General features: G+C 65.0%; 17 protein-coding genes. 6 read left to right on the top strand and 11 right to left on the bottom strand.

Annotated elements, in window-relative coordinates; all coding sequences use genetic code 11:
- Positions 1–31: 31 nt before the first annotated feature.
- The 11 genes from M3I53_RS03585 to kdsD all read right to left on the bottom strand — a co-directional run bounded on the left by M3I53_RS03585 (position 32) and on the right by kdsD (position 9,714).
- On the bottom strand, positions 32–670 hold the full coding sequence (locus M3I53_RS03585; protein ID WP_254314588.1) for an LON peptidase substrate-binding domain-containing protein: 639 nt from the start codon (positions 668–670) through the stop codon (positions 32–34).
- A 42-nt stretch (positions 671–712) separates the two neighbouring features.
- Positions 713–1,606 (bottom strand): RNase adapter RapZ, encoded by an 894-nt coding sequence (rapZ, locus tag M3I53_RS03580; protein ID WP_254314587.1) that lies wholly within the window; start codon positions 1,604–1,606, stop codon positions 713–715.
- Between the two features lie 165 nt (positions 1,607–1,771).
- Complete coding sequence (gene hprK, locus M3I53_RS03575) at positions 1,772–2,740, bottom strand: HPr(Ser) kinase/phosphatase (RefSeq protein WP_028201859.1); 969 nt, start codon at positions 2,738–2,740, stop codon at positions 1,772–1,774.
- A gap of 196 nt (positions 2,741–2,936) precedes the next feature.
- Positions 2,937–3,392, bottom strand: coding sequence for a PTS IIA-like nitrogen regulatory protein PtsN (gene ptsN / locus M3I53_RS03570; RefSeq protein WP_028201860.1), 456 nt, complete (start codon positions 3,390–3,392; stop codon positions 2,937–2,939).
- Between the two features lie 354 nt (positions 3,393–3,746).
- Complete coding sequence (gene hpf / locus M3I53_RS03565) at positions 3,747–4,103, bottom strand: ribosome hibernation-promoting factor, HPF/YfiA family (RefSeq protein WP_028201861.1); 357 nt, start codon at positions 4,101–4,103, stop codon at positions 3,747–3,749.
- A gap of 173 nt (positions 4,104–4,276) precedes the next feature.
- A complete protein-coding gene (locus M3I53_RS03560) occupies positions 4,277–5,794 on the bottom strand; it encodes an RNA polymerase factor sigma-54 (RefSeq protein ID WP_254314586.1) in 1,518 nt (505 codons plus the stop codon).
- Positions 5,795–6,068: 274 nt separating this feature from the next.
- On the bottom strand, positions 6,069–6,860 hold the full coding sequence (gene lptB / locus M3I53_RS03555; protein ID WP_254314585.1) for an LPS export ABC transporter ATP-binding protein: 792 nt from the start codon (positions 6,858–6,860) through the stop codon (positions 6,069–6,071).
- Positions 6,857–7,546 (bottom strand): lipopolysaccharide transport periplasmic protein LptA, encoded by a 690-nt coding sequence (gene lptA / locus M3I53_RS03550; RefSeq protein WP_254314584.1) that lies wholly within the window; start codon positions 7,544–7,546, stop codon positions 6,857–6,859. Before lptA ends, lptB begins: the two co-directional genes overlap by 4 nt.
- Positions 7,547–7,577: 31 nt before the next feature.
- Positions 7,578–8,177: an LPS export ABC transporter periplasmic protein LptC gene (lptC, locus tag M3I53_RS03545; RefSeq protein WP_254314583.1), complete on the bottom strand. Its 600-nt coding sequence runs from the start codon at positions 8,175–8,177 to the stop codon at positions 7,578–7,580.
- The gene (locus tag M3I53_RS03540) at positions 8,174–8,728 is read right to left on the bottom strand and encodes an HAD family hydrolase (RefSeq protein ID WP_254314582.1); all 555 of its coding nucleotides are present in this window, start codon (positions 8,726–8,728) and stop codon (positions 8,174–8,176) included. Before M3I53_RS03540 ends, lptC begins: the two co-directional genes overlap by 4 nt.
- The gene (gene kdsD / locus M3I53_RS03535) at positions 8,728–9,714 is read right to left on the bottom strand and encodes an arabinose 5-phosphate isomerase KdsD (RefSeq protein ID WP_254314581.1); all 987 of its coding nucleotides are present in this window, start codon (positions 9,712–9,714) and stop codon (positions 8,728–8,730) included. The genes M3I53_RS03540 and kdsD overlap by 1 nt, the downstream gene beginning before the upstream one ends.
- A gap of 225 nt (positions 9,715–9,939) precedes the next feature.
- Between kdsD and M3I53_RS03530 the strand changes: the two genes are divergently transcribed.
- The 6 genes from M3I53_RS03530 to M3I53_RS03505 all read left to right on the top strand — a co-directional run bounded on the left by M3I53_RS03530 (position 9,940) and on the right by M3I53_RS03505 (position 16,716).
- Positions 9,940–11,955: a cation:proton antiporter gene (locus M3I53_RS03530; RefSeq protein ID WP_254314580.1), complete on the top strand. Its 2,016-nt coding sequence runs from the start codon at positions 9,940–9,942 to the stop codon at positions 11,953–11,955.
- Between the two features lie 96 nt (positions 11,956–12,051).
- Positions 12,052–12,618: an adenine phosphoribosyltransferase gene (locus M3I53_RS03525; protein WP_254314579.1), complete on the top strand. Its 567-nt coding sequence runs from the start codon at positions 12,052–12,054 to the stop codon at positions 12,616–12,618.
- 35 nt (positions 12,619–12,653) lie between these two features.
- Positions 12,654–13,268 (top strand): LysE family translocator, encoded by a 615-nt coding sequence (locus M3I53_RS03520; protein ID WP_254314578.1) that lies wholly within the window; start codon positions 12,654–12,656, stop codon positions 13,266–13,268.
- An 18-nt stretch (positions 13,269–13,286) separates the two neighbouring features.
- Positions 13,287–14,198 (top strand): DUF4743 domain-containing protein, encoded by a 912-nt coding sequence (locus tag M3I53_RS03515; RefSeq protein ID WP_254314577.1) that lies wholly within the window; start codon positions 13,287–13,289, stop codon positions 14,196–14,198.
- Between the two features lie 75 nt (positions 14,199–14,273).
- Positions 14,274–15,143, top strand: a complete 870-nt coding sequence (purU, locus tag M3I53_RS03510; protein ID WP_254314576.1) for a formyltetrahydrofolate deformylase — start codon at positions 14,274–14,276, stop codon at positions 15,141–15,143.
- 247 nt (positions 15,144–15,390) lie between these two features.
- Positions 15,391–16,716 carry a nitrate/nitrite transporter gene (locus tag M3I53_RS03505; protein ID WP_254314575.1) on the top strand — a complete coding sequence of 442 codons (1,326 nt, stop codon included), beginning with the start codon at positions 15,391–15,393 and terminating at the stop codon, positions 16,714–16,716.
- Positions 16,717–16,728 lie beyond the last annotated feature (12 nt).

Raw genomic sequence — 16,728 nt, 5'->3', positions numbered from 1 at the left:
CAAGCGACATCAACGCCGCATCAACGCCGCATCAAAGCAACTGATGCTGCTGCATGTAGTGATGGACGATTTCGATACGCGCGCCCGCGTCGTTCAGCTCCATGAGCTTCTGGCGCGCGCGCAGCGCGATCGGCAGCACCTCGGCCAGACGGTTCGACACCCACGAGGGATCGTCGAAGCGGAACGGCTCCGCAAACGGCAGGCTCGCGGGGTCGCGCTCGCGGATCGTCGCGATGATGCGCTCGAGCACTTCCGCACACGCGCCGAATTGCGCGAGCTGTTTGCCGCCTTCCAGCGGAATATCTTCGGGGATCAGTTCGGCCATGCCCACCAGCAGGCCGTCGGCTTCGACGCGATGCGAGAGCAGATGAAAGCGCTGCGTGCCATGAGCCTGGATGTGCAGCATGCCGACGGTCTCGACATCGCATTGCTCGATGAGCGCGAGGCAGCCTACGGATTCGGGCACGGCAGTCGTCTCGTCGGGCTGCGCGACTTCCGCGCCGCTTTTGAGCAGGCACACGCCGAAAGGCGTTTGCTCGCGCAGGCACTCGCTCGCCATGTCCAGGTATCGCGCTTCGAAGATCTTGAGCGGCAGCAGGCCACCGGGGAACAGCACCGTATGCAGCGGGAACAACGGCAAACGGCCAAGCACGGCAGGAGACGAGGACATGGCGCAACGCTTTCGGTTAAGGGCCGCGCGATGCGCAGCCGGTTAGGCGATCAGCCGTGACGACTCTCCGACATCGAGAGGCGCGTCGCGGTGACGCACGATAACGTTCGACTCGCCGGCGAAGCGCGTGGCGAGCGTCTGGGCGATGTACACCGATCGATGTTGTCCGCCCGTGCAGCCAATCGCAACGGTGAGATAGCTGCGGTTGTCGGCGCGAAAGTGCGGCAGCCACTTCGCGACGAACGCATAGACATCGTCGATCATTTCGTGAACGGCCGGCTGCGCATTCAGAAAGTCGATCACGGGCTGATCGAGCCCGGTGAGCGGTCGCAGGCGAGCGTCGTAATGCGGGTTCGGCAGCGTGCGCACATCGAACACGAGGTCCGCGTCGAGCGGCACGCCGCGCTTGAAGCCGAACGATTCGAACGTGAGCATGAGCGAGCCGCGCTCGCCGCCGACGAACACTTTCACCCACTGGCGCAGCGCGTTCGAACTCAGGTTGCTCGTGTCGACCTGATGGCCGAATTCGGCGAGATTCGAGACGAGTTCGCGCTCGTGCTCGATCGCTTCTTCGAGTGACTTGAGCATGCCCACGTTCGCGTCGTGCGCGGCGGAGCCCGAAAGCGGATGGCGGCGCCGCGTTTCCGAGAAGCGCTGGATGAGCGACTGCGTACTGGCGTTGAGGAAGAGCACGCGCACGTCGTGGCGAAGAGCCAGGTCGCGGATCATCTCCGGCATGTCGTCGAACGACGAACTCGAGCGCGCATCGATAGCGACGGCGAGGCGTTCGTAGCCGTCGTCGCTGAGATATTGGGCGAGCGGCGGTAGAAAGCGCGGCGGCAGATTGTCGACGCAATAGTAGCCGACGTCTTCGAGCGCGTTGAGCGCAACCGACTTGCCGGAACCCGAAATGCCGGTGATCAGGATGATACGCATGGGAGAGTCGATGAACCCGATTGGGTCATCATAGCATCCGATTCGCGCGCCTGTATTGGCTCTCCGGGCCGCAGGCGCTCGTTTCGGGGACGCGCGCGGCGTGCTTCACGCGCCTCGCCGGCCGCGCCTGGCCGGCCGCACCTGGCCGGCCGCGCGCTTCGGGCGTCAGATCAGCTTGCCGGGAAACTGGCTGTCGGGGTCCTGCATGGCGAGACGCTGGCGGTCCATAAAGTCGCGCAGGGTATCGATGCCGCGCAATTGCAGGATCGTGTTGCGCACGGCGGCCTCGACCAGCACGGCGAGGTTGCGGCCCGCGGCCACCTGGATCGTGACCTTGCTGATGGGCAGGCCGAGCACGTCGACGGTCTGGCTCTCCAGCGGCAGACGCTGGAACTCGCCGTCCGGGCGGCGTACGAGCTGCACGATGAGCTTGAGCTTCATCTTCCGGCGTACGGCCGTTTCACCGAAGATCGTCTTGATGTCGAGCAGGCCGAGGCCGCGCACTTCGAGCAGGTTCTGCAACAGCGGCGGGCAACGGCCCTCGACGAAATCGGGGCCGAGGCGCACGAAGTCCACAGCGTCGTCGGCCACGAGACCATGCCCGCGGCTGATCAGCTCCAGACCCAGCTCGCTCTTGCCGAGACCCGAGTCGCCCGTGAGCAGCACGCCCATGCCGAGAATGTCGAGAAACACGCCGTGCAGCGTCGCGCGCGGCGCGAGTATGCGCGACATGTAGAGGCGCAGGCTGTCGATGACGGTGGCCGCCGACATCGGCGTGGTAAAGAGCGGCGTGGAAGAACGCGTACAACGCAGCACCAGTTCGGGCGGCGCGGTCATGCCGTCGGCGACGACGAGAAACGGCGGTTCGAGTGCGATCAGCTCGGCCATGTGGCGCGAGCGGTCTTCGTCGGTCTGGCGCTGGTAGTAGTGAATTTCGGCGTCGCCGAGCACCTGGATGCGGTTCGGGTGGATCAGGTTCAAGTGGCCGACGAGATCGGCGCTCGCCGTGGCCGTGGCCACCGTCTCGGTCGAAAAGCCGCGTTCCCAGCCTTCGTGCCCCGTCAGCCAGCTGAGTTTCAGCGTGGTGGCGTTGTCGTCGAAGATGCTTTGGGCGTTGATGCTGGAAGTGTCCATGAGTCGGTGACTCCGCGAGATGACTCGCTTAACGGCTGACTGAATTGCTGGCTAAATAGACCGCGCGACCTGAATGCGCTACCTGGGTAGTTAACGGCTGCCGGCGCCTTACGCTTCACCCCTGCAACGAGCGTCGAGCGCGCACTGTTCGGCCGCGCGTACCGCGACCGCGCACCAGAAACCGCCGCACATTACATCAAGGTTGCCACTGGGTGAGCAGGCGATGCAACGTTTCGCGGTCTTCTTCCGTATGGAGCCGCTCACGCGTTTCGCGATCCGACAACAGTTGTGCGATCTCTGACAGGATTTCAAGGTGCTGCTGCGTGGCCTGTTCGGGCACGAGCAGGAAGATCAGGAGCGAGACGGGCTGACCGTCTGGCGCTTCGAAGGCGATTGGCTCGGCGAGGCGCACGAACGCGGCCTGCGGCTGCTTCAGGCCCTTGATGCGGCCGTGCGGGATCGCGACGCCTTCGCCAAGGCCCGTGGAGCCGAGGCGCTCGCGTGCGAAAAGATTGTCGGTAACCGTGCTGCGGGCGATGCCGTTCTGGTTTTCGAAGATCAGGCCAGCCTGCTCGAAGACGCGTTTCTTGCTGGTGACGGACAGGCCGACGACGACGTTCTCGATGGGAAGTATCTTGGCTAAACGATTCATATTGGCAGGCGAAAACGTGGCCTGAATGCTCCACACCCCGACAGCTGACCGCTTTGGCGGAAGCTTTGGATCTGGCGACGAAGCCCGGTGCCGGGACCAGTGGGGACCTGTTGGCGCGTTAGACCCCGTAATACGACTGGACCATTATAGAACAAGCGTCCACGCCGATGGTGCGATGCGCCACGCATGAGCGCAACCCTCGTTGCCCGGTTGCACCCTGCGGTAAAACCCTGCATTGCGCGTACTCACGAAAAAGCCGCCCGGTCTGGGCGGCTTTGCTTCGAGGGGCGGAGGATGAACTATCGACTCCAGCCCCGGTTCATGGCGTGAATCGCCACACAGGACACTGTGGGATCACTGCGGCGGGATTTCGATGATGGGCGCAGGCTGGTGCTTGATCGCCTCATGTTGATGTCCCTGCACGCGGTCCTTGTGACGTACGACCTGGCGGTCCAGCTTGTCGACCACCAAATCGATGGCGGCGTACATGTCGCCGTTCGCGCTCTCCACAAATATGTCCTTGCCTTTCAGATGAAGGTTCACTTCAACCTTCTGTCTCTTATCCTTTTCCTTATGGTTGTCGACCGAGAGGACCACATTGCCATCGATAACCTGATCGAAATGTCTTAGCACCCTGTCCAGTTTGGTGATCACGTATTCTCGCAACGCTGGCGTTACTTCGAGATGGTGTCCACTGATCTTCAGATTCATAGTGCTTCTCCAGGCTAATGGCCGCGTGACGCGTGAAGTGCGGCAATGCCGGTCGACTGTCTGCCAGTGCGCGGCTCCCCGAAAGGCCTGCGACGGCGGGCTAACTCGGCCGGCCATGTCCGCCAACGGGCGTAGCGGCCGGAAAACGCCTGCTCCGAAAAAGCCGGAACAGGCTAAAGAGACTTGCGCAGATTGACGGCTGGAATCTTCAGTGCCTCGCGATACTTCGCAACGGTGCGTCGCGCGACCACGAAGCCCTGATCTGCCAGCAGTTCGGCTATGCGGCTGTCTGAAAGAGGAGATTTGGTGTTCTCGGCTCCTATGAGTTGCTTGATGAGGGCGCGGATGGCGGTGGACGATGCAGCGCCCCCCGTGTCCGTCGATACATGCGATCCGAAGAAGTACTTAAATTCAAGTGTCCCGAATGGAGTCAGCATGTATTTACCGGTTGTCACACGCGAGACAGTAGATTCGTGTAGGCCCAGCGTATCAGCAATCTCCCTCAAAACCAAGGGGCGCATGGCGATTTCGCCGTGCACGAAAAAGTTCTTCTGACGCTCGACGATAGCCTGCGCGACACGCAGGATCGTCTCGAAGCGCTGCTGGATATTCTTGATGAGCCAGCGCGCTTCCTGCAGTTGCTGGCGCAGCGAACCGCTTCCTGGATCGCCGCGGTTGTTGCGCAGGATATTCGCGTACAGGTGGTTGATGCGCAGTTTCGGCACCACCTCGGGATTCAGTTCCGCATGCCAGTTCTGGCCGCTCTTCTTCACGATGATGTCCGGTACCACGTAGTCGGCTTCGGCCTTGCCATACGACGCTCCCGGGAACGGTTCGAGCGAACGGATCAGCGCATGCGCGTCACGCAGCTCGTCGTCGCCCGTCTTCAGTTGCTTGCGCAACCGCGTGAAGTCGCGCGCGGCGAGCAGTTCGAGATAGTTCGACACGATCTCGAGCGCGAGTGTGCGCGTGGGCGACGAATTGACGCGCAGCAACTGCAGCTTGAGGCACTCGGAGGCGGAGCGTGCGCCTACGCCCGCGGGGTCGAAGCTGTGCAGCAGCGCTAGTGCCGCATTGAATTCGTCGGCGTCGACTTCGAGTTCTTCGGGAATGTCGGCGAGAATCTCCTCGCAGGTCGCGCTGAGGTAGCCGTCTTCGTCGAGCGATTCGATCAGGAAGGTGATGAGCGCGCGGTCGCGCTGGCTCGCGTTCGTTTCGCGCAGCTGCGCCATGAGATGGTCGCGCAGCGTGGTGGTCGATTCGTGGATCTGCAGCGGCGGCAGGTCGTCGTCGTCGGAGGCGTTGCCCGAGCGGCCGTAGTCGTCCAGGTTCCACTGGCTCGCGTCGCCGTTCGCGTCGCTGCCAAGGCCATCGTATTCATCCACGCCTCGCGGCTCGCTCTCGCTGTTCTCGCCGCTGCCGTTGGACGTCGAGGTGGAACTGTTCGCGCCCTGCATCGGCTCCGCGCCGGCGGACGTGGGCGGCTGCGCGATGAGCGAACCGTCCGCCGCCACGCGAAGCGGGCTCGCGATCCAGTCGTCCTCGTTCTCGAGCAGCGGATTCTGCGAGATCGCCGTCGCGACCTCCTGCTGCAGTTCGAGCGTCGACAGCTGCAGCAGCCGGATGGACTGTTGCAGTTGTGGCGTGAGCGCAAGATGCTGCGAGAGGCGGAGTTGGAGGCTGGCTTTCATGGCGGTGTGCGAACCATTGTAAAGAGTTTGCCACGCGGACGAAACCACGGGGCACACGCAAAAACGAGCGTGCGCCGCGCCGGTGCGTGCCCGGAATTTGGTGCGCAAACAGGGGCGCTCCCGCGCCTGCCATGCACCGTTTTGGGGGCAAGGTCGAGCAGTTACACGGGGAAACGCGCAAGATGAGGCCGGAAAAACGCGAAAGCGGATCGCGCGCGCCCGGGTGGGCACTGCGGGACAGCAGTGAACGGGCGCGCGAGGCGCGCCCGGGGGGTTACATGCGGAAGTGCTCGCCGAGATAAACGCGGCGCACGTTCTCGTTCTCGATGATCTCGCCGGGCGCGCCGGCCGCGAGCACGCTGCCGTCGCTGATGATGTACGCGTGATCGCAGATGCCGAGCGTCTCGCGCACGTTGTGGTCGGTGATCAGCACGCCGATGTTGCGCTGCTTCAGGAACTTCACGATCTTCTGGATTTCCAGCACGGCGATCGGGTCGACGCCCGCGAACGGCTCGTCGAGCAGGATGAAGCTCGGATCGGTTGCGAGCGCGCGCGCGATTTCGACGCGCCGGCGTTCGCCGCCCGAGAGCGACAGCGCCGGATTATCGCGCAGATGCGCGATTTGCAGCTCCTCGAGCAGCGCTTCGGCGCGCTCGGTGATGACGTCTTTCGACAGACGTTTGCCGTTGCCGTCCACCTGCAGTTCTAGCACCGCGCGGATGTTCTCCTCGACGCTGAGCTTGCGGAACACCGAAGCTTCCTGCGGCAGATACGAAAGGCCGAGCGCCGCGCGCTTGTGGATCGGCAGAAGGCTGATGGACCGGCCGTCGAGGTCGATCTCTCCCGCGTCGAGCGGCACGAGGCCCACGATCATGTAGAACGACGTGGTCTTGCCGGCGCCATTGGGGCCGAGCAGTCCGACCACTTCGCCGCTCTTGACGTCGAGCGACACATCCTTGACGACGGTGCGCGAGCCATAACGCTTCTTCAGGTTGCGCACGACGAGCGTGCTCGTCTTGCCGGCCAGCTGGCGGCCGTAGCTTTGGGTGGCGGTGACGGTATTCACTGTGGCGGCGCTTCCTGCAGCTTGGTGGACGGCGTGAGTGCGGCCGGGGCGCCGGCAGGCGGCTGTGCGCCGGTGGTGGTGTTGCGCGGCGAGAGCATCGCGCGGACGCGGCCGCCCGGGTTGCCAGGGCCTGCGACGTCCTTGCCGGAGCGCGCCGTGTAGAAGTCGTTCTGGCCGTCGTACGTGACGACGCTGCCGTGGACCTGATCCATCACCGTCGAGAGGCCCTGCAGGCGGCGCACCGTGGCGCGCGTCGTGAGCGTGGTGAGGTCCTGCTTGCCGTCGTAATCGATGCGCTCGGCGGTGCCGTCGACGTATTCGTCGAGGCCTTCGCGCTTCTGGCGGAAGTAGGCGAGCTTCTCGGCGGGCGTGCCCGGCGCGACGGTGCCGGTCGCGAACTGATAGCCCTGCGGATCCTGCGTGACGACGAGCTTGTCGGCCTTGATGAGGATCGTGCCCTTGGTGGCGACCACGTGGCCGGTGAAGACGGTCTGCTGTTTCAGATCGTCATAGGTCATGTTGTCCGCTTCGATATTGAGCGGCTTGTCCTTGTCGGCGCGCTCGGCGTGGGCCGCGGGCGCGAGGCCGAACAGCAGCGCGCTGGCGAGCGCCATCAGCGCCGCGAAGCGTGCGCGGCGGGCGTCAGGCGAACGGCCGTTCAGTGGACGGGGAAGCGAATCGTTCATGCAATCGTGCCTTGCGTGGACGGCCCGGCGTTCAGGACGAGCCGCCGGAGTCAGCCGGGGCGATCGCTCCACGGACGTTGCCGAAGAGCTGGATGACCCGGGAGACATTGTTGTAGTTCATGCCGCTGGTGGCCGTCATGACCGACTGGCCGCGTCGAAGTTTAACCGGCTTTTCGGTCAGGATCACATCGTCGTTCACGAGCACTTTGAAATGCTCGGAATCAGCCTGCATTTCGGGGTCGCCGGCGCCGGCCGCGCGCAAAATGCGCGCGTTGTCGTACAGATTGACGATCGAGGCGTCGGCGTTGACCGTGCCGCGCAGCCCGGTGGCCGTGACGATTGGCTTGCCGGGCTGGAATGCGCGCACGGCCGGGTTCGTGAGGTCGCTGTTTTCGTCGTCCTCGTAGTGAACCATGTGCGTGGCCGTGAGCCGGTACTGCGTGGCGCCCGACTGGTCGAGCTCGGACACCGAGAAGTTGTCGGCGAAATAGTCGGGCGTATGCGTGGGCGGACGCGGCGCCGCCTCCTTCTCGCGCGGCTGGACGGCCTGCAGCAGCCACCACGTGAAACCGGCGAGCGCGGCCACGCACACGAGCGGCACGAGCGAAGTGAGGCGGAACTTCTGGTTCATCGCGGCATCCCGGCGAGCGGCGCGCAGGCCTCGGCGAGCAGCGCCTCGTAACGGTTCTGCGCACGCAGGATCAGGTCGGTGACTTCGCGCACGGCGCCGTGGCCGCCCACCTTGTCCGACACCCAGTGGGCGCGCGAGAGCACGTCCGGATGGGCGTTCGCGGGCGCGGCGGCGAAGCCGCACTGGAGCATCACGCCGAGGTCGGGCCAGTCATCGCCCATGTAGCCGCACGCTTCGGGCGCAATGCCGGTTTGCGAGAGCAGCTCGGCGAACGCGACGCGCTTGTCTTCCACGCCTTGCCACACGTGCGTGATCTTCAGTTCCTTCGCGCGCACGGCGACGATCTCCGAACGGCGCCCGGTGATGATGGCCGTGTCGATGCCGGCTTCGCGCAGCAGTTTCGCGCCGTGGCCGTCGAGCGAGTTGAACGCCTTCATCGTGTCGCCCGCGCCGGTGAAGAGCAGGCCGCCGTCGGTGAGCACACCGTCGATGTCGAAAATCATGAGGCGCACGCGCGCGGCGCGCGCGGTTGCGTCGAGTGGGCTAGCCATCAGATCACCTTCTTGGAGAACAGGTCGTGCATGTTGAGGGCGCCGATCAGCGTGCCCTCGGCATCGACGACCAGCATCTGATTGATGCGATGGCGCTCCATCAGTTCCACGGCTTCGACAGCAAGTTGGTCCGGGCCGATGGTGCGCGGGCCTTTCGTCATGACCTGCGCGATCGGCAGATCGCGGAAATCGCCCACGCGCTCGAGCACGCGACGCAGGTCGCCGTCGGTGAAAATGCCCTGCACGTGGTCGTCGGCGTTGACGACCGCCGTCATGCCCATGCGCTTGGCCGTGAGCTGGAAGAGGGCGTCGCGCACGGTCACGTCGTCGCGCACCTTCGGGATTTCGTCGCCCGTGCGCATCACGTCGCGCACGTAGGTGAGCAGGCGCCGGCCGAGCGCGCCGCCAGGATGCGAGCGCGCGAAGTCGTCGGCGCCGAAGCCGCGGGCGTCGAGCACCGCGACCGCGAGCGCGTCGGAGAGCGCGAGCGCCGCCGTCGTGCTGGCGGTGGGCGCGAGGTTCAGCGGGCAGGCTTCCTTCTCCACGCCGGCGTCCAGATGCACGTCGGAAAGCTGGCCGAGCGTCGATTGCGGCCGATTGCCCGTCATGCCGATGAGCTTCGCGCCAATGCGCTTGACGAGCGGCAGAATCGCCACGAGTTCTTCGGATTCACCGGAGTTCGACAGGCCGATGAAGACGTCGTCGGCCGTGACCATGCCGAGGTCGCCGTGGCTCGCTTCCGCCGGATGCACGAAGAACGCGGGGGTGCCTGTGGAGGCCAGCGTGGCCGCGAGCTTGCGGGCAATGTGGCCCGATTTGCCGATGCCGGAGACGACCACGCGTCCGCGGCAGCTGAGGATGAGGTCGACCGCGCCGACGAAATTGTCGTCGAGCCGGTCGCGAAGCCCGCGCACGGCGTCCGCTTCGATGTCGAGCACGTTGCGAGCGAGCTTCAGCGCCCGGTCGCCATTGATTTTCGCTATCATCCGCGGAGTATAGCAAAGGCGTCTGCGCGCCGCGCCGGCGCCCCCAGCGCCAAAACCCCGTGCGCGAGCCGCCGGGCTTGCCCAGCCGTTTCTCCGTAGCCCTTCCCATTTAGCCCGTTATTAATGTAAACAGGCCTTAGCCGCCCTGGCGTCGATGATTGACCCGGCGCAGGGCAGAATTTGCATCGCCGGTAACGACGCAGACGAACGAGGACGCTTCACACGATGATCTCCCCGCTGGAAATGACGCTGTTCCTGCTGCTCGCCTCGGTGGTTGGCGTCGTGCTGTTTCGTTATCTGAATCTGCCGCCGATGCTCGGCTACCTCACGGTGGGCATTCTCGTGGGCCCGCGCTCGCTCGGCATCGTGCCGGACACGCATGGCGCGCAGAACCTGGCCGAGTTCGGCGTCGTGTTCCTGATGTTCTCCATCGGCCTCGAGTTTTCGCTCTCGAAGCTGCGCGCCATGCGCCACGCCGTGTTCGGACTCGGGCTTTCGCAGGTGATGGGCACGATCGTCGTGGCGCTCGGGCTCGGGCTCGTGCTGGAACCGTGGGTGCATATCACGTGGCAGGCCTGCGTGGCGCTGGGCGGCGCGCTCGCCATGTCGTCCACGGCCATCGTCAGCAAGATGCTTTCCGAGCGGCTCGAGATCGAATCGGAGCATGGCCGCAACATTCTCGGCGTGCTGCTGTTCCAGGATCTGGCCGTGGTGCCGCTTCTCATCGTGATCGCGGCGTTCGGCGGCTCGTCGGCGTCGCTCGTCGAGTCGCTCGGCACGGCGGCCGTGAAGATCGTGCTCGCGCTCGGCATTCTGCTCATCGTCGGGCAGAAGTTCATGACGCGCTGGTTCAACGTGGTCGCGCGCCGCCGCTCGCAGGAACTGTTCGTGCTCAACGTGCTGCTCGTCACGCTGGGCGCCGCGTTCATCACCGACAAGTTCGGCCTCTCGCTCGCGCTCGGCGCCTTCATCGCGGGCATGCTGATCGCCGAGACGCCGTACAGGCACCAGGTGGAAGAGGACATCAAGCCGTTTCGCGACGTGCTGCTCGGCCTTTTCTTCGTGACCACGGGCATGCTGCTCAACCCGCACGTGATCTGGCAGCACCCCATCATGGTGGCGGCGTTCTTCCTCGGGCCGGTCGTGATGAAGGCCGTGCTCATCACGGCGCTCACGCGTATTTTCGGCGCTTCGCCGGGCGTGGCCATGCGCACGGGTCTCGGTCTCGCGCAGGCCGGCGAGTTCGGCTTCGTGCTGCTGAACCTCATTCTCGACAAGCATCTGGTCGACGCCACGCTGCTCCAGGCCATCCTCGCGGCCATGCTGCTGTCGATGCTCGCCGCGCCGTTCCTGATCCAGAACGCCGACCGCATCGTGCTACGCCTCTCCTCTACTGAATGGATGCAGCAGTCGCTGATGATGACGCGCATCGCCACGCAAAGCATCAAGCAAAGCGGCCATGTGATCGTCTGCGGCTACGGCCGTGCGGGGCAGAACCTCGCGCGCATGCTCGAATATGAAGGCCTTTCGTACGTCGCGCTGGACCTCGACCCCGACCGCGTGGCGGCGGCCGCGGCGGCGGGCGAGTCGGTGGTGTTCGGCGACGCGGCGCGGCGCGAGTCGCTCGTCGCGGCGGGCATCCATCGCGCGGCCGCGGTGGCGATCACCTATGCCAATACGCAATCGGCGTTTCGGGTGCTCCATCACATTCACGAGCTGGAGCCCACCTTGCCCGTGATCGTGCGCACGGTGGACGACGCCGATCTCGAACGCCTGCTCGCCGCGGGCGCGACCGAGGTGATTCCGGAGATCGTGGAAGGCAGCCTGATGCTCGCCTCGCACATGCTGGTGCTGATGGGCGTGCCGATGCGCCGCGTGGTGCGCCGCGTGGAAGAACTGCGCGACGAGCGCTACAGCCTCCTGCGCGGCTACTTCCACGGCACCGACGATGTAGGCGAGGACGGTCACGAGCAGGTGCGGCTACAATCCGTACCGGTCGACGAGCGCGCCGACGCCGTGGGCCGCACGCTCGCGGAACTGGGCCTGTACGAGCTTGGCGTCGAGGTGACGGCGATTCGCCGCCACGGCATTCGCGGCGTGGAACCGGACCCATCGACCAAACTGCGCGAGGCCGACATCGTCGTGCTGCGCGGTCTGCCCGAGCAGCTCGCTCAGGCCGAGGAGCGGCTTTCGCGGCATCGCAAGCCTGGTGCGGCCGGCGCGGGCGCGGCGGCGGCCTGATACGCCGTCGTTCGCGCGATCGCGAGACCGCGCCAAGCGGTCCAGCCCCGTTTAAATAACTCTACCGTTCTTATCTAGTCACTACCCGGAGAAATCATGTCCAACGCACCTGCGAACCCGAGCGCTGAAGCCGCCCAGTTCGTGAACAGCCTGATCCGCACGGTGCCCGACTGGCCTGCGCCGGGAGTGCAGTTCCGCGATATCACGCCGCTCATCGGCCATCCGAAGGGCCTGCGCGTGCTGATCGACCTGTTCGTCGAGCGCTATGTCGATGCGAAGCTCGACTACGTGGCGGGGCTCGACGCGCGCGGTTTCATCATCGGCCCGATCGTCGCGTATGAGCTGAACGTGGGCTTCATTCCGATCCGCAAGATCGGCAAGCTGCCGTACAAGACGGTTTCCGAGACCTACAAGCTCGAATACGGCGAAGCGACCGTCGAGATTCACGAGGATGCCTGCAGCAAGGGCGACCGCGTCGTGATCGTCGACGACCTGATCGCCACCGGCGGCACCATGATGGCCGGCAAGCTGCTGCTCGAACGCCTCGGCGCGAGCGTGGTGGAGGGCGCCGCGATAATCGACCTGCCGGATCTGGGCGGCTCGAAGCTGCTCACCGATGCCGGCCTGCCGCTCTTCACCGTAACCGCTTTCGGCGGCCACTGAAACAACCCGAACGCCCACCGTCACGAGTCGATCTCATGCCGAATTTCGCGCTCTTTCTCGCCACCTCCATCGCCATCACGTTCGCGCCCGGTCCCGACAATCTCCAGGTGCTCGCGCGCGGCATTTCGCAGGGCCGCGCCGCCGGGCTCGTGGCCGCGGCGGGTTTCGCCGCGGGCGTGACGTTCCACACCACGCTCGCGGCACTCGGCGTGGCCGCCGTGCTGCGTTCTTCGCCGCTCGCGTTCCAGATCCTCAAGCTCGCGGGCGCCGCGTATCTCGTGTGGATCGGCGTGAAGGCGCTGCGCAGCCAGGGCCTCGCCGCCGCCGGCGACAAGCCGCGCCAGCCGCTCTCCGCGATCTTTCGCCAGAGCGTGCTCGGCAACATCATGAATCCGAAGGTGACGCTGTTCTTCGTCGTGTTCCTGCCGCAGTTCGTCGACCCGCATGGCGCGCAGCACGTTACGCTGCAGATGCTCGAGCTCGGCCTCGTGTTCATGGCGCAGACGGTCGTCGTGTTCTCCCTCTTTGGGCTGTGCGCGGGCACGATCGGCGGCTGGCTGAAGCGCCGCCCGCGCGCGGGCGTGTGGCTCGACCGGCTCGCCGGCATCACCTTCATCGCCATCGGCATTCGCGTCGCCTTGCGCGACTGATATACGGAGTCCTGATCGATGACATTGCCTTGCATTACCGACGCACGGCGCTTCGATGCCGGCGCGCATCTGCCGTTTCATATCGGTGACGAGCGCGTGGGCTGGATACGGGAGAACGACGTGGCGCTGCTCGCACGCTGGCCCGACGTATTCGAAATCGACGGCGATGCGCATAGCGCCCGCGTGACGCTTGCCCCGCACTTCGATAGCGTCGAGGCGCGCAGCGCGGCGCTCGGCTCGGTGATCGGCGCACTCGCGGCGGAAGGGTGCATTCCGGGCTGGCGCCACGAAACCTACGCGATCCGCAATGCCTTCGACGCGCCGCCGCTCGCCTTTATCGAACGCGCGGCCTCGCGCTTCTTCGGCACGATGACGTACGCGGTGCATCTGAACGGCGTCGTAGAATACGATTCAGGTGCGGCCGGCTCAGGTGCGACCGGCTCAGGTGCGGCCGGCTTGGGTGCGGCCGGCGCGCCGCAATTGTGGATCGCGCGGCGCAGCGACACCAAGGCCACCGACCCGGGCATGCTCGACAACGTCGTGGCGGGCGGCATCGGCTGGGGCTTCGGGATCGAAGCCACGCTCGTGAAGGAATGCTGGGAAGAGGCGGGCATTGCCGAGGAGCTGGCGCGCGAGGCGCGCGCGGGCCGCACCGTGCACGTGCTGCAGTCGCTGCCGGAAGGCACGCAGGCCGAGCAGATCTTCATCTACGATCTCGTGCTCCCGGCCGACTTCGTGCCGCACAACCAGGACGGCGAAGTGGGCGAGCATCGCCTCGCGCGCATCGACGAAGCCGCGCGCTGGATCGAGGAGGGCGCGATGACGGTGGACGCGAGCCTCGCGACGCTCGACTGCCTGCTGCGCCGCCGATGGATAGACGAAGACGCGTGCGAGGGCATTGCCGCGATCTTCGAACCGCCGACGCTGTGAAAGGGCGCCGGTTCTTTTAGCAAAGCCCAAAGCCCTTTTAGACACACCAAAGTATTGACGGGAGTTACCAAGGTCATGTCGACCGATCACAGCTTCATCCTCAAACTGTCGTGCGCCGACCGGCCTGGCATCGTGCATGCCGTATCGGGCTTTCTGTTCGAGCGCGGCAGCAATATTCTCGACTCGGCCCAGTTCGGCGACAGCCACACGGGCGAGTTCTTCATGCGCGTGCATTTCCAGCAAGTGGGCGGCGACCCGGGCCTCGACGGACTGCGCAGCGCGTTCGAACCGCTCGCGCAGGAGTTCGGCATGCGCTGGGAGCTGCATGACGCGAACGTGAAGCCGCGCGTCATCATCATGGTCTCGAAGATCGGCCATTGCCTGAACGACCTGCTGTTCCGCTATCGCACCGGCCAGCTGCCTATCGAGATTCCGGCGATCATCTCGAATCACAAGGACTTCTATCAGCTCGCCGCGAGCTACAACGTTCCGTTCCATCACTTCCCGCTGCTCGGCGGCACTGAGGCCGACAAGGCCGCGCAGGAAGCGCGCGTGCTCGAAGTGGTGAACCGCGAAGGCGCCGATCTGGTGGTGCTCGCGCGCTACATGCAGATTCTCTCGCCGCAGCTTTGCAAGGCGCTCGAAGGCCGCGCGATCAACATCCACCATTCGTTCCTGCCGAGCTTCAAGGGCGCGAAGCCGTACTACCAGGCGTTCGATCGCGGTGTGAAGCTGATCGGCGCCACGGCGCACTATGTGACGTCCGATCTCGACGAAGGGCCGATCATCGAGCAGGAAGTCGAGCGCGTGGATCACAACATGACGCCGGATCAGCTCACCGCCATTGGCCGCGACGTGGAATGCGTGACGCTCGCGCGCGCGGTGAAGTGGCACGTGGAGCATCGCATCGTGCTCAACGGGCACAAGACGGTCGTGTTCCGCTGATCTTTCGTTGATCGCGTGCGACACCATGCCGTAGCGTGTTTCATGACACGCTACGGCTTTTCGAATTAATCTTATTGCTCTCCGGCGCGTTCGCATGCATGCGATCTTTCTTCCGCGCCAACTCGTTCCCCCGGTACTACTCCTTAAGTTCTAGTGGCGCATCGTCGCGCACTCCCTGCGGAGAATAGTCCGCACCTTTCGTCTTTCCTACTCTTGTCACGTCAACTAAACGACAAGAGGGAAATTCATGAAAGCCGCCCCATCCCCGCAGGCGGAACCTGTAGCCGATAGCCGAGCCTGGCGCGTGCTGGGTTCGAGCACCTTCGCGTTCACGATCTGCTTTGCCGTCTGGATGATGTTCGCGATCCTCGGCATTCCGCTCAAAAAACAGCTTCACCTCACCGATACCGAATTCGGCCTGATTGCCGCGATGCCCGTGCTCACCGGCTCGCTCGCCCGCGTGCCGCTCGGCATCTGGACCGACCGCTTCGGCGGGCGCATCGTCTTCTTCATCACCATGCTCGTGACCGTCGTGCCGATCTGGCTCGTCACGTACGCGACGCAACTGTGGCAATTCCTCACGCTCGGCCTGTTCGTCGGGTTCGCCGGCGCATCGTTCTCGGTCGGCACGCCCTATGTCGCGCGCTGGTTTCCGAAGTCGCGCCAGGGGCTCGCCATGGGCATCTTCGGCGCGGGCAATTCGGGCGCCGCACTCAACAAGTTCGTGGCGCCGGTGCTGATCGTCGCGGCCGGCACGTGGACCATCGTGCCGAAGGTCTATGCCGTTGCGATGCTCGCGACCGCGCTGCTGTTCTGGATGTTCTCCGCGAGCAACCCGGCGCACCGCGTGCCTGGCACCCAGAGCGTAGCGAGCCAGATGCGCGTGCTCGCCGACCCGCGCGTGCTGCGCTATGCGCAGTACTACTCGGTGGTGTTCGGCGGCTATGTCGGCCTGTCGCTGTGGATGCCGCAGTACTACGTGAACCAGTACGGCTTCGGCATCGAGCAGGCCGCGTTTCTCGCTGCGTGCTTCTCGCTGCCCGGCGGCGTGCTGCGTGCGCTAGGCGGTTGGCTCTCCGACCGCTATGGCGCGTATCGCACGACGTGGGCCGTGATGTGGGTCGCGCTCGCGTGCTTCTTCCTGCTGAGCTATCCGCCGACCGACTTCACGATCCACAGCGCGCATGGCCCGCTCGGTCTGCATATCAGCACGGGACCGGTGTTCTACACGGTGCTGATGTTCGTCGTCGGCATTGCGATGGCGGTGGGCAAGGCCTCGGTCTTCAAGTTCATCGGCGACGAGTACACCGACAACATCGGCGCTGTCTCCGGCGTCGTGGGGCTGGCGGGCGGCCTCGCGGGCTTCGTGCTGCCGATCCTGTTCGGCCTGCTCGTCGACCTCACGGGCGTGCGTACCACCTGCTTCATGTTGATGTTCGGCGCCACCCTGGTGAGCCTGCTGTTCATGCACTTTTCGTTCCGCCCCGAAGCGCTCGCCCACGGCAGCGCGAAGCTTGCGCACAAGATTCGAGCCGCGCCGCCGGCGCCGAAGGAAACCACGTACTCCGAATAATCCAACTTGCGC

The organism is Paraburkholderia sp. CNPSo 3272 (genome assembly GCF_024206495.1).
GTDB lineage: Bacteria > Pseudomonadota > Gammaproteobacteria > Burkholderiales > Burkholderiaceae > Paraburkholderia.
This window is presented reverse-complemented; position numbering and strand designations above follow the sequence as displayed.

Excerpts from the sequence above, each read along its gene's own strand:
- M3I53_RS03585 (WP_254314588.1), bottom strand. The coding sequence starts at position 670 with ATGTCCTCGTCTCCTGCCGTGCTTGGCCGTTTGCCGTTGTTCCCGCTG.
- rapZ (WP_254314587.1), bottom strand. The coding sequence starts at position 1,606 with ATGCGTATCATCCTGATCACCGGCATTTCGGGTTCCGGCAAGTCGGTT.
- hprK (WP_028201859.1), bottom strand. The coding sequence starts at position 2,740 with ATGGACACTTCCAGCATCAACGCCCAAAGCATCTTCGACGACAACGCC.
- ptsN (WP_028201860.1), bottom strand. The coding sequence starts at position 3,392 with ATGAATCGTTTAGCCAAGATACTTCCCATCGAGAACGTCGTCGTCGGC.
- hpf (WP_028201861.1), bottom strand. The coding sequence starts at position 4,103 with ATGAATCTGAAGATCAGTGGACACCATCTCGAAGTAACGCCAGCGTTG.
- M3I53_RS03560 (WP_254314586.1), bottom strand. The coding sequence starts at position 5,794 with ATGAAAGCCAGCCTCCAACTCCGCCTCTCGCAGCATCTTGCGCTCACG.
- lptA (WP_254314584.1), bottom strand. The coding sequence starts at position 7,546 with ATGAACGATTCGCTTCCCCGTCCACTGAACGGCCGTTCGCCTGACGCC.
- lptC (WP_254314583.1), bottom strand. The coding sequence starts at position 8,177 with ATGAACCAGAAGTTCCGCCTCACTTCGCTCGTGCCGCTCGTGTGCGTG.
- M3I53_RS03540 (WP_254314582.1), bottom strand. The coding sequence starts at position 8,728 with ATGGCTAGCCCACTCGACGCAACCGCGCGCGCCGCGCGCGTGCGCCTC.
- kdsD (WP_254314581.1), bottom strand. The coding sequence starts at position 9,714 with ATGATAGCGAAAATCAATGGCGACCGGGCGCTGAAGCTCGCTCGCAAC.
- M3I53_RS03530 (WP_254314580.1), top strand. The coding sequence starts at position 9,940 with ATGATCTCCCCGCTGGAAATGACGCTGTTCCTGCTGCTCGCCTCGGTG.
- M3I53_RS03525 (WP_254314579.1), top strand. The coding sequence starts at position 12,052 with ATGTCCAACGCACCTGCGAACCCGAGCGCTGAAGCCGCCCAGTTCGTG.
- M3I53_RS03520 (WP_254314578.1), top strand. The coding sequence starts at position 12,654 with ATGCCGAATTTCGCGCTCTTTCTCGCCACCTCCATCGCCATCACGTTC.
- M3I53_RS03515 (WP_254314577.1), top strand. The coding sequence starts at position 13,287 with ATGACATTGCCTTGCATTACCGACGCACGGCGCTTCGATGCCGGCGCG.
- purU (WP_254314576.1), top strand. The coding sequence starts at position 14,274 with ATGTCGACCGATCACAGCTTCATCCTCAAACTGTCGTGCGCCGACCGG.
- M3I53_RS03505 (WP_254314575.1), top strand. The coding sequence starts at position 15,391 with ATGAAAGCCGCCCCATCCCCGCAGGCGGAACCTGTAGCCGATAGCCGA.